The following is an 11,008-nucleotide window of genomic DNA, read 5'->3' on the forward strand; positions in this document are numbered from 1 at the left end:
CATGTTCAGCTTGACCGTCCGCCGCCACTTCATGATCGCCCACAGCCTTCCGCGTAAAGCCTTCGGACCTGCACAGGGACTCCATGGGGCCACTTTCGTGGCCGAGGTGACCTTCCGCCGCCGCGCGCTGAACGATGATGCGATCGTCCTGGATATCGGTGCCGCCGGAACCATCATCGAGGAAGTACTTGCCGACCTGAACTACAAAAACCTGGACGAGCATCCGGATTTCGACGGCAAGCTCAGCACCACGGAGGCGCTGGCCGAGTACATTGCCAATAAAGTCGCCACCCGGATCAAGGACAGCGACGACGGCCGCGAACTCGCAGGCCTCGACGTCACGCTGCGCGAGAATCCGGACGCGTGGGCCGCCTATTCCCTGGACTTCACCGCCTGACCGTGCGGCACATCCGGCTGCTGGTCCCCGGCAACATCCGCCACAGCTCGGGCGGCAACGTCTACAACGCGCGCCTGGTTGCCGCCCTCCAGGCCTTGGGTGCAGGGGTTGAGGTCATTGCCGTGGAGGGCGCCTGGCCGGATGCCGGCGCACACGATCGACGCCGGTTGGGCGCCCTCCTCGGGGCGTGGGACCAGGAAACACATCCCGGGCTGCCTGTGGCGATCGTGGATGGACTGGTGGCCGTCGGCGCTCCGGACGAACTGGAATTCGCTGCGAAGGCCGGCCGGCAAACGTGGGTCCTGGTGCATATGCCTGTGCCGGAAGATGCAGGCGGCCGGGCCCTTCTACGTGAGGGCAGGGCTTTGCGCGCCGCAGCCGGCGTCATCTGCACCAGCACGTCTGCGGCAAACGAGCTCCGCAAACGGGGGCTCCCGCAAGCGCGGGTCGTCCTGCCCGGAGTTGTCCCAGCAGCCCAGGCCTGCGGTTCAACGCCCCCGCACCTGGCCCTGGTGGCCGCCTTGCTGCCCAACAAGGACCAGCTGCTGGCCGTGGAAGCACTCGCCCAAATCCAGGACGTGCCATGGACTGCGTCCCTGGTGGGATCCGACCGCGCCGACCAAGCCTACGCGCAGGAAATCCGGGGCGCCGTCCTCGCCCACGGATTGCAGGAACGGGTCCGGCTCACCGGCGAGCTGACCGGTGAAACACTGGAAAATGAATGGGCGAAGACCGACCTCAGCCTGTTGCTGTCCCGGGCGGAGGCATTCGGAATGGTGGTCACCGAGTCCCTGGCCCACGGCATCCCCGTCGTTGTCCGGGAAGAGACAGGGGCAGTGGAGGCCCTGGGCATGGCAGGATTAACAGCGGCCGACGGCGGCCCCCGCCTTCCCGGGGCAGTGCTGCGGCTGCCGGCCGGGGGACAGGAAAGTCCCGGACTGCTGGCAGGGGTCCTGCGGCGGTGGCTTGGGGACGCCGCTCTCCGCGAAAGCTGGCGCGCAGCAGCGCTGGAGGCGCGGACGAGGCTACCGGACTGGAGCAGTACCGCCCGGGAAGTGCTGGCCCTGCTGGGGGCCCGGGACTGACAGCGGGACTGGAGACCGGGCCGACTGCGGACCGGGGCTGTGGCCTTCTACGGCTGCGGGCTGATACTCCGGTGTCCCGCGAAAAACTCCCGCAACAGTAGGGCGCACTCTTCCTCGCGGACGCCCGGGTACACTTCAACCCAGTGGTTGAGCCGCCGTTCGCGGAGGATGTCGAACACGGAACCGGCAGCGCCGGCCTTTTCGTCCCAGGCACCGAACACCACCCGCGGGATCCGGGCCAGGACGATCGCGCCGGCGCACATGGCGCAGGGTTCCAGCGTGACCACCAGCGTGCAATCAGACAACCGCCAGCCGTCGCCGCTGCCGCCGCCGAGCCGTGCCCGTTCCTGCAGCCGGGCCGCCGCTTCCCGGATGGCCACCACCTCGGCGTGGGCCGTGGGGTCGCCCAGTTCCTCCCGCTGGTTCCGGCCGGAACCCAGGACCCCGCCGTCGGGCCCCAGCACCACGGCGCCGATGGGAACATCCTCCGTGGCGAGTGCCCGGCGCGCTTCCGCCAACGCAAGGCCCATCCAGGCATGATGTTTCTTTTCGGGCAACGGCATGGCTCAATGATAGTTTCGGGGATACTCAGGTTACTTACCGACGCCGGGAGGCACCATGGACACTCTTCGGGATCGCCTAGGTCTTTGGTTCAAGCCCTATGCGGCGCTGGTCCTCACCATCCTCGTGGGCGGTGCGATCATCGTATCCCTGGCCTTGCTTGGCGCCGAGGTGTACGACAATGTGGTGGATTCCGCGGGCCTGGCCAACCTGGACAAGCCGGCCCTGGCCCTGTCGGAGAGCTTGCGCAGCCCCGGCCTCGATGCGTTCGTTACCGGCTTCACCAATATCGGCGGCGGAATCGGAATGCCCATCCTCGCCAGCATCCTGACCGCCTGGCTGACCTTCCTCAGCCGGAACTGGCGGCCCCTCATCCTGATTGGCGGCGCAGCGGCCGTCTCCATCATGGCCACGACGTTCGGCAAGAAACTGGTGGGCCGCACCCGCCCGGACCACGCGGACGCCGTGCCCCCTTACGAGGATTCACCGTCATTCCCCAGTGGCCACACCCTGAATACCACCGTGGTGATCAGCCTGGTGGTGTACCTGATCTGCCTCCAGTTCCAGGCCACGGTGGTTCGCGTCTCGGCCATCACGGGCGGCACGCTGTTCATCATCGCCATGGGGCTGAGCCGCGTCTTCCTTGGCCACCACTGGCTGACCGATGTCATGGCCGGGTGGCTGCTCGGCCTGACGTGGGTGGGCGTGGTCATTCTGGCGCACAGGTTGTTCCACCTGGTCCGCAGGCGGGAGCACGCCGGTGCGGCGCCGTCGTTCGACCGTCCAATCGTCCGCGACGTGGTGGCCGAGGAAGCGCACCATGGGGGCGACGGCGGCAGTGAGCACGCCCACGGAGGCCACAACAAGGACACCGCCGGATGATAGTTTTGGGGGATGCGTACTCTCGTTGTTGACCACCCCCTGGTCGCCCACAAGCTCACCGTCCTGCGGGACAAGAACACGCCGTCGCCTGTCTTCCGGCAGCTGACGGAAGAGCTGGTGACGCTGCTGGCCTACGAAGCCACGCGGGAGGTCCGCACCGAGCCCGTCACCATCGAAACGCCTGTCAGCACCACCATCGGTACGGCGTTCACCAAGCCCACACCGCTGGTGGTCCCCATCCTCCGGGCGGGCCTGGGCATGCTGGAGGGCATGACCAAACTGGTCCCCACCGCCGAGGTGGGCTTCCTGGGCATGGCCCGGGACGAGGAAACGCTGGACATCATCACCTACGCCGAGCGCCTCCCCGAGGACCTGACCGGCCGCCAGGTGTTCGTCCTGGACCCCATGCTGGCCACCGGCGGCACTCTGCGCGAGGCCATCAAGTTCCTGTTCAAGCGGGGCGCTTCGGACGTCACCTGCATCTGCCTGCTGGCGGCTCCGGAGGGCCTGGCCAAGCTGGAGGAGGAACTGGGCGACGCAAACGTGCACATCGTCCTGGCCTCCATCGATGAGAAGCTCAACGAGAAGTCCTATATCGTTCCCGGGCTGGGCGATGCCGGCGACCGCCTCTACGGCATCGCCGGGTAGCCTCCCGCCGTCCGGACGGGACCTGTCGGGGAGGGACTTCGCAGACGGCTCTCATTTTGCGCTGGGCCTTTTCGGACCGGTGCCCCGCCGCTAGCCTGTGCGGATGGACTGGAAACTCGAACTTGTCTTTGTCCCTGTCTCCGACGTTGACCGCGCCAAGGACTTCTACGTCAACAAGGTGGGCTTCAACGCCGACTATGATGAGCGGCCCTCGGACGACCTCCGTTTCGTGCAGCTGACGCCGCCAGGTTCGGCCTGCTCCATCTGCATTGGCGAGGGGCTGACGGACGCACCTCCCGGCACCGGCTCAAACCTGCAACTGGTGGTCAGCGACATCACCGCGGCGCATGACTTCCTGAAAACCAACGGTGTGGACGTCAGTGACGTGGACGTCCAGGACTGGGGACACTTCGTGTACTTCGCCGATCCGGACGGCAACAAGTGGTCTGTCCAGTGCATACCGTGGCGGAACGCCGGGGCAGACGCGGCGCCAAGCCCTGCACCTTAAACCAGTGAGGGCCGCATCCCCGGGGATGCGGCCCTCACTGCGCGGTAGTTCCCTGCCGGGCCCCACTCCAAGGCGAACGACGGCGGGGCCAGGGACGCGTCGTCGGGCGGCCGTCAGTGCTGGAAAGGCTCAGCTGAATGTGCCGCTTCGACGCGCCGCGGCAGGGAAATGGTGCCTAGTACCAGTTGTGCGCCAGGTGGAAGTTCAGTGCGCCGCAGGGGGACTGGTAGCTCTTCTTGATGTAATCCAGGCCCCAGTTGATCTGGGTCCGGTAGTTGGTGAGGTAGTCCGCACCTGAGCTGGCCATCTTCTCGGCGGGGAGGGACTGGACTATTCCGTACGCCCCGCTGCTGGGATTGGTAGCTGTGGTGGTCCAGTCGGATTCCTTGGTCCACAGGGTCTGCAGGCACTGCATCTGGTCCGGTCCCCAGCCGAATGTGGCCAGCTGGCCGGCGGCGTATGCCTGGGCGCCGGCGGGATCGTTGACTGCGACGGCGGGTGCAGGCTCGGGGGCAGGGGCCGGTGCGGGTGCCGGGGCAGGTGCCGCCGGTGCGGGAGCCGCGGGCGCTGCTGCCGGAGCCGGTTCAGCCGCCTGCGGTGCAACGCTGATGGCTGCGGGAGCGGGGCTCTCCACTGGGTTGGAGCGGATTTCGCTCTTCTCGATGCTCATTTGGGCGTCGGCTGCTGCCGTGTTTGACTGGGTGGACGACGCCGGGGTCATGCTGCTGGTGGCCTGTCCGGCCGCGCCTACCCCCACCAGTACCGCGCACGATGCCGCAAGGACGGCGGCGCGCTGGCCGAGGGTGGTCTTCTTGGCCTGCGGTTTGGCCCTGTGTTTAGCCTGCAGGCATGATTCTGCCGTGTTTTTGGACATGATTGATCGCCTCTCACACCTGCGGAGTTAGCTGTCGGGTTCGGATGAGGGCATCCGGCCGTACGGAAAGAAAATCACGTACTGGCTTAACCCCAAGGGCAGTCATTGCCCGGGACGGTGGGTCCCCCGCCTCTGCCGTTGCTCAATCGGAATCCGGGGAAGCGGCAGAGCTTGGCGTCAACCCGGGATATGCGGCCCGAACGGAAACCGCACCCAATCGACGGTACAGGAAGATTAAGCAGAAGTCACATTTAGGTAACGGAAGTCACGGATTCCGCGCGTCGGTTTGCGGGCGCACGCGCCGAGGATTCGCTAAACGGAAGCAGTCCAGCCCGCCGGGGAATTCCGGTCCGGGCCGGACTGCCTCGCTACTGGCCTGCCAGGGCGTACACCGTGGTGCCACCGATGCTCTGCGACTGGAAATTGGCGGCCACCCACTCAGCGATCTGCGTTGCTGCATCCGAGCCGCTGGTGGAACGCATGGTCCCGCCCGCGATGAAGAAATGGATCTTTCCCTGGGACACCAGCTCCTGGAACTGCGCCAGCGTGGGGGAGGGATCGGTGCCGTTGAAGCCGCCCACCGCCATGACTGGAAGTTCGGTTGCCAGCTGGTAACCGGCGGCGTTGTTCGAACCCACCACGGCCGCAGCCCAGGTGTAGCTTGAGGCCCCCGCCCGGAGCGCGGTGAGCAGCCCGGCCGACGGCGTCGGGGCACCCAAGAGGCCGCCCATCCCTCCGCTGCGGCCCCCGGCAAACCCTGTGCCGCCTTGGGTACCTGGCTGCCGGAAGCCCTGTCCCTGCGTGCCCTGTCCCTGCGTGCCTTGGGCTGTGCTGCCTGTGCCACCGGTGCCAAATCCGTTCCCGTTGCCCCCAGTGCCGCCGGGCGCTCCGCCCGGGCCCGTACCGCCCGGGCCCGCACCGAACCCTGACGTGGGGCCTGCGCTGACGATTGCCCCGCTGTGCACCGCCGATGCCGTGGAGACGGAGTAGGCAAGCGGCCCGGCGAGCGACGCAGCAACGGCCAGCACCGCCGTCGTCCGCTGGAGGGAGCGGCGGCCCAGGAACCGGTTGAGGCCCACTCCGGCGGAAGCGGCCAGCCCTGCCGCCAGCACCAGCCAGCGCAGCCACGGACCGTAGGCAGAGGTGGTGCCCAGCAGGGAGAACGCCGTCAGGGCTGCCGCTGCCACCGCCGCCGCGAGCGGGATTGCAGCGGCCAGCTGCTGCCTGTGCTGCCACAGGAGAACAGCGCCCAGGCCGGTAAGTGCCGCAATGCCGGGCGCCAGCGCCACCGCGTAGTAGGGGTGGATGATGCCGGCCATGTAGCTGAACACCAGGCCCGTCACCAGGACCCACGAGCCCCAGGCCACCACCGACGCACGCACCGGATCCGTCCGCGGCGCCCGTCGGCCCACCCACAGCAGGCCCGCCGCGAGGATCAGGGCGGAGGGCAGCAGCCACGCTATTTGGCCACCGAACTCGCTGTTGAACATCCGGAACAGGCCGGGGACGCCCCAGCCGTTGCCCCCGCCCACGCTGCCCGTTTCGTCGCCCGTCAGCCGCCCCAATCCGTTGTAGCCAAGGGTGAGTTCCAGGATGGAGTTGTCCTGCGACCCGCCAATGTAGGGCCGCATGCTGGCAGGCGTCAGCTCGACGGCCGCGAGCCACCAGCCCGCGGAAACAACCATCGCCGCCCCTGCCGCGGCCAGCCGCAGGAGGCGCCGGCCCAGCCTGCCCGGCCCCGCAACCATGTAGGCCAGGGCGAACCCGGGAACCACCAGCAGGACCTGAAGTTGCTTGGCCAGGAAGCCGAAGCCCAGGAACACGCCGGCCAGCAGGAGCCAGCGCAGCCGGTCCTCCTGGATTGCACGGAGGATCCCGTACCCGGCGGCAGTCATGAGCAGCACCAGCAGGGCGTCAGGGTTGTTGAACCTGAACATCAGCGTGGCAACCGGCGTGAGGGCGAGGACGGCAGCGCCCAGCAACCCGGCCCGGTGGGCGACGGTGTGGTCACCCGTGGCCTGCACCGCGGCTCGGCGCACCGCAAGGTGGAGCAGCCAGGCGGCCCCGACCCCCATCAGCGCTTGCGGGACCAGGATGCTCCACGGGTTCAATCCGAAGATCCGGACGGACAGTCCCATGATCCACAACGAGGCCGGCGGCTTGTCCACCGTGATGGAGTTGGCAGCGTCCGAGGAACCGAAGAACCAGGCAGTCCGGTCCTGCGATCCCGCCTGGGCCGCGGCGGAATAGAACGCGTTCGCCCAGCCTGATGCGCCGAGGTTCCACAGGTACAACACGGCCGTTCCGGCCAGTACTGCCGCCAGTTCCAGATGCCGCCGGAGGGCCTGGGGATTCCGCGGAGGCCGGACGGACTTTGTCCCGCTGTCCCCGGCGGACGTTGTTCCCCCGTCGTCGGCAGCCCGGGCCCTTACGGCCCGGGGTCCGGCTGCCCGTGCCCAGGAGGGACGCTCAACGCCGGTCGCGGTGCTTGAGAACGGCGGGGTCGGGTAGTGGCTGGCCATGGCGTGCTACTCCGCCAGGCGGTAGACGGTGGAGTTGCCCACGGTCTGCGCCTGGAAGTTCGCCTGCACCCAGGCGGCCACCTCGGAGTTGCCGCCGCGGCCGCCCATGCCGCCTCCGCCCATGCCGCCACCCTGGATGTAGTACCCGATCTCGCCCTTGGACACCATGTCCTGAAACTCGGCGAGCGTGGGGTACGGATCCCCGCCGTTCCAGCCGCCCAGCGCGATGACGTTGGTGTTGGTGGCCAGTTCCAGACTGGCTGCCTGGCTGGCGCCCGAGACGATGGCGGACCATTTGGTGGTGGTGGAGGAGAGCAGCGCGGTCACGGCGGCGTCGGTGGTCCCTTCACCGCCGGGGCCACCGCCCGGACCACCATTTCCAGTCGTGGGGTCAAAGCCGTTCGCCGGGTCGAACCCGTTACTGCCGGAGGCTGCCCCGTCAGTTCCGGCGCCTGCGTCCGTGCGGTCGCCGCGGGCGCCAGCGGCCCGGTTCCCAAAGCCGCCTGCCGACGAACCCGCGGGCCCCGACGTCGGAATGGAGCCCGAGTGCGCGGAAGCGGCGGTGGCCAGGGTCCAGGCAGTTGTGCCGAGTCCGCCGGCCAGCAGGGACACGACGACGACGGCGGCCGTACCTGCACGCCGGAACCGTCCGCCCGCCCCCAGTGCGTCGAGGCGCAGGAGGATCCCGGCAGCTGCCAGGACGCCAAGGACGATCGCGGCGATGCGCAGCCAGGGGAGCCACTCGGCATCCCGGCCCAGGAGTACGGCGGACCAGATGGAGGTGCCCAGGACCGTCACGGCCAGCACAATCCGCGCCGCCCAGTAGGCACGGCCGCGCCAAAGTTCCACGGCGCCGATGCCAATCAGGGCGGCGATCGCCGGGGCGAGCGCCACGGAGTAGTAGGGGTGGACAATACCGCTCATGAAGCTGAAGACTCCGGCGGTGACCAGGAGCCAACCGCCCCACAGGATGAGCGCTGCGCGGCTCGGTGAAGTGCGCACTTCACGCCGCGTGAACCACAGGCCGGCCACCAGCAGGACCAGCGCCGCGGGCAACAGCCACGACACCTCGCCGCCAAAGCTGGTCCCGAACATCCGGAGCAGGCCGGCGGCACCGCCGAATCCTCCGTTCCCTCCGCCGAAGCCGCCCCCTGGGCCGCCGGCTGCGCCTCCTGCGGCGCCGCCGGGCATCCCCTCACCCGAACCGGTGATGCGGGCCAGCCCGTTGTAGCCGAAAGTCAGTTCGAGGAAGCTGTTTGTAGTGGACCCGGCCATGTACGGCCGGGCAGAGGCGGGCGTCAGCTGGAACAAGGCAACGTAGCTGCCGGCCACCACAACGATGCCGCCGAGTGCGCCCAGCAGGTGCACCACCCGGCGTCCCACCGGGGCCGGTGCCGCCCACAGGTAAGCCAGCGCCAGCGCCGGTACCACCAGGAATCCCTGCAGCATTTTGGTGAGGAACGCCAGGCCAATCACGGCGCCCGCCGCCACCAGCCATTTCCAGCCCGCACGCTCGATGGCCCGGGTGGTGAAGTAAGCCGCCAGCACCAGGCACAAGGTGAGCATGGCGTCCGGGTTGTTGAACTTGAACATGAGCGCAGCCACGGGCGTCAGCGCCAGGGCCCCACCTGCCAGCAGGCCTGCCGCAGGCCCGGAAACCCTCTTGACCGCAAGGTAGAGGAAGCCGACGGCGGCCACGCCCATGAGCGCTTCAGGCACCAGCATGCTGAGTGACGAGAATCCGAAGATACGGCCCACGAGGGCCGGGATCCATAGCGCCGCAGGTGGTTTATCAACGGTGATGGCGTTGCCGGCGTCGAGCGAGCCGAAGAGGAAGGCGGTCCAGTCCTTGGTGCCGGCCTGGATGGCTGCGGCGTAAAACGAGTTTCCGTAGCCGGTTGCTGCGAGGTTCCACAGGTACAGGACGGCAGTGGCCAGCAGTAGCGCGGCTGCGGAAGGCCGCACCCAGCGTGCCTGGTTCCCGAAGGCGTAGCGCTGCCAGCGGGGCGTGGTCCCGCCGGATGCCCGCCGGAGGTCCGGGACGGGGGAAGGGGCCGGCGTGCCGGCAGAGTGGCCGGCGGGAGAAATAGTGGAGGTCATGATGCTGCCGTTTCTGTGGAGGGGGCCTGGGTGCCGGCTTCGGTGTTTTCGACGGGCTGTTGTGCCGCAATGGTGGTGCCGCCCGTGTGCGTCCGCGGCGTCCGTTCCCGGAACACCCAGAGCCGGAACAGCAGGAACCGCACAGCCGTGGCCGCAAGGTTCGCCGCCAGGACGGTGAGGACTTCCGCCCACCGGTCAGGCGTCGTCGTCCAGTGCACCAGGGCAAGCGCCCCGGAGGTGAGCACCAGGCCGATGCCGAACACGATGAGCCCCTCGAAATGGTGCCGGACCGGGTTGCCGCCCTGGATGCCGAACGTGAAGCGCCGGTTGGCTCCGGTGTTGGCCACGGCGGTGACCAGCAGCGCCAGGAAGTTTGCCAGCTGCGGATCCATGAAGCCTCGGCAGAACAGGAAGATCAGCAGGTAGGCAAGCGTTGAGGCGGCACCGATGGCGGCGAAACGGACCAGCTGGCCGAAGAGGCTGCCGCGGCGGGTCTGTTCGTCGGCCCGCGACGACGCGGGCAGCGGCCCCCGCGCCAGGGCTGCGCGCAGTTCCGGGACCGGGATCCGGCCGTAGACCAGGTCGCGGGTGAGCCGTGCCATCCCACGGATGTCGGCCAGCGCCGTGCGGACCACGTCAACGCTCGAATCCGGGTCGTCAACCCAGTCCACGGGGACTTCATGGACGCGCAGGCCGCAACGTTCGGCCAGGACCAGCAACTCGGTGTCGAAGAACCACGAGTTGTCCACCGTGTAGGGGAGGATCTGCTGGGCGACGTCGGCCCGGATGGCCTTGAACCCGCACTGGGCATCACTGAACCGGGCAGCCATCAGTGAATGGAGCATCAGGTTGTAGCCGCGCGAGATGAACTCCCGCTTTGGCCCGCGGACAACGCGGGAGTTGCGGGTCAGGCGGGTGCCGATTGCCAGGTCCGAGTGCCCGGAAATCAGGGGTGCCAGCAAGGGGGGCAGCGCTGCAAGGTCGGTGGAAAGGTCCACGTCCATGTAGGCCAGGACCGGGGATGGGGAAGCCAGCCACACTTTCCGCAGTGCATTCCCGCGGCCCTTCTCATCCAGGTGGACCACCGTGACCTCCGGGAACTCGCGGGCCAGCCGTTCGGCGATCTTCAGGGTTCCGTCCGTGCTGGCGTTGTCCGCCACGGTGATCCGGAAAGTGTGCGGGAAGGTATCCAGCAGGTGCCCGTGGAGCCTGCGGAGGCATTCCTCAAGGTCACGCTCCTCGTTGAAGACGGGGATGGTGACATCAAGGACGGGGACGGCGGTGCGCGTGTCAACGGGGGCGCGCCGTACGGCACGTCCCCCGGAAGGAAGGCCCGGCGGCGCTACCGCGGCGTCCTGCAGGGTTCCTGAAGTGGAGTCGGTGAGCGTCATGCATCAACAGTGGCGCCGCCTTATTTGTGGGCTTTAGGCG

At 68.2% G+C, this 11,008-nt stretch carries 10 protein-coding genes and 1 riboswitch; of the genes, 5 read left to right on the plus strand and 5 right to left on the minus strand.

Translation table 11 applies throughout. The features are described from left to right. The first annotated feature begins 1 nt into the window (after position 1). Together J2T23_RS16565 and J2T23_RS16570 are read left to right on the plus strand one after the other, a co-directional pair. A complete protein-coding gene (locus J2T23_RS16565; RefSeq protein WP_141158141.1) occupies positions 2-397 on the plus strand; it encodes a 6-pyruvoyl trahydropterin synthase family protein in 396 nt (131 codons plus the stop codon). Beyond that, entirely contained in the window at positions 364-1,482 is a 1,119-nt protein-coding gene (locus J2T23_RS16570; RefSeq protein WP_307361776.1) for a glycosyltransferase family 4 protein, read from the plus strand. Before J2T23_RS16565 ends, J2T23_RS16570 begins: the two co-directional genes overlap by 34 nt. 47 nt (positions 1,483-1,529) lie before the next feature. Here J2T23_RS16570 and J2T23_RS16575 read toward each other — a convergent pair whose 3' ends face one another. Beyond that, complete coding sequence (locus J2T23_RS16575; RefSeq protein ID WP_141180750.1) at positions 1,530-2,045, minus strand: nucleoside deaminase; 516 nt, start codon at positions 2,043-2,045, stop codon at positions 1,530-1,532. A gap of 55 nt (positions 2,046-2,100) precedes the next feature. On the opposite strand from J2T23_RS16575, the gene J2T23_RS16580 reads away from it, so the two are divergent. The 3 genes from J2T23_RS16580 (at position 2,101) to J2T23_RS16590 (ending at position 4,081) form a co-directional block, all read left to right on the plus strand. Next, a complete protein-coding gene (locus tag J2T23_RS16580) occupies positions 2,101-2,925 on the plus strand; it encodes a phosphatase PAP2 family protein (RefSeq protein WP_307361778.1) in 825 nt (274 codons plus the stop codon). 12 nt (positions 2,926-2,937) lie between these two features. Then, positions 2,938-3,573, plus strand: a complete 636-nt coding sequence (upp, locus tag J2T23_RS16585; RefSeq protein ID WP_141158139.1) for a uracil phosphoribosyltransferase — start codon at positions 2,938-2,940, stop codon at positions 3,571-3,573. Between the two features lie 103 nt (positions 3,574-3,676). Beyond that, positions 3,677-4,081: a VOC family protein gene (locus J2T23_RS16590; protein WP_307361781.1), complete on the plus strand. Its 405-nt coding sequence runs from the start codon at positions 3,677-3,679 to the stop codon at positions 4,079-4,081. A 175-nt stretch (positions 4,082-4,256) separates the two neighbouring features. Here J2T23_RS16590 and J2T23_RS16595 read toward each other — a convergent pair whose 3' ends face one another. From J2T23_RS16595 to J2T23_RS16610, 4 genes are all read right to left on the minus strand, one after another. Next, positions 4,257-4,955 carry an aggregation-promoting factor C-terminal-like domain-containing protein gene (locus J2T23_RS16595; RefSeq protein WP_307361782.1) on the minus strand — a complete coding sequence of 233 codons (699 nt, stop codon included), beginning with the start codon at positions 4,953-4,955 and terminating at the stop codon, positions 4,257-4,259. A gap of 5 nt (positions 4,956-4,960) precedes the next feature. Next, a riboswitch (cyclic di-AMP (ydaO/yuaA leader) is annotated at positions 4,961-5,124 on the minus strand. 199 nt (positions 5,125-5,323) lie between these two features. Then, positions 5,324-7,477, minus strand: a complete 2,154-nt coding sequence (locus J2T23_RS16600) for an ArnT family glycosyltransferase (RefSeq protein WP_307361784.1) — start codon at positions 7,475-7,477, stop codon at positions 5,324-5,326. Positions 7,478-7,483: 6 nt separating this feature from the next. Beyond that, positions 7,484-9,577 carry a glycosyltransferase family 39 protein gene (locus tag J2T23_RS16605; protein WP_141180754.1) on the minus strand — a complete coding sequence of 698 codons (2,094 nt, stop codon included), beginning with the start codon at positions 9,575-9,577 and terminating at the stop codon, positions 7,484-7,486. Next, a complete protein-coding gene (locus tag J2T23_RS16610; RefSeq protein ID WP_246857348.1) occupies positions 9,574-10,968 on the minus strand; it encodes a bifunctional glycosyltransferase family 2/GtrA family protein in 1,395 nt (464 codons plus the stop codon). Before J2T23_RS16610 ends, J2T23_RS16605 begins: the two co-directional genes overlap by 4 nt. Between the last annotated feature and the right edge of the window lie 40 nt (positions 10,969-11,008).

This window comes from Pseudarthrobacter niigatensis (assembly GCF_030812615.1).
In the GTDB taxonomy this organism is placed as follows: Bacteria; Actinomycetota; Actinomycetes; order Actinomycetales; family Micrococcaceae; genus Arthrobacter; species Arthrobacter niigatensis.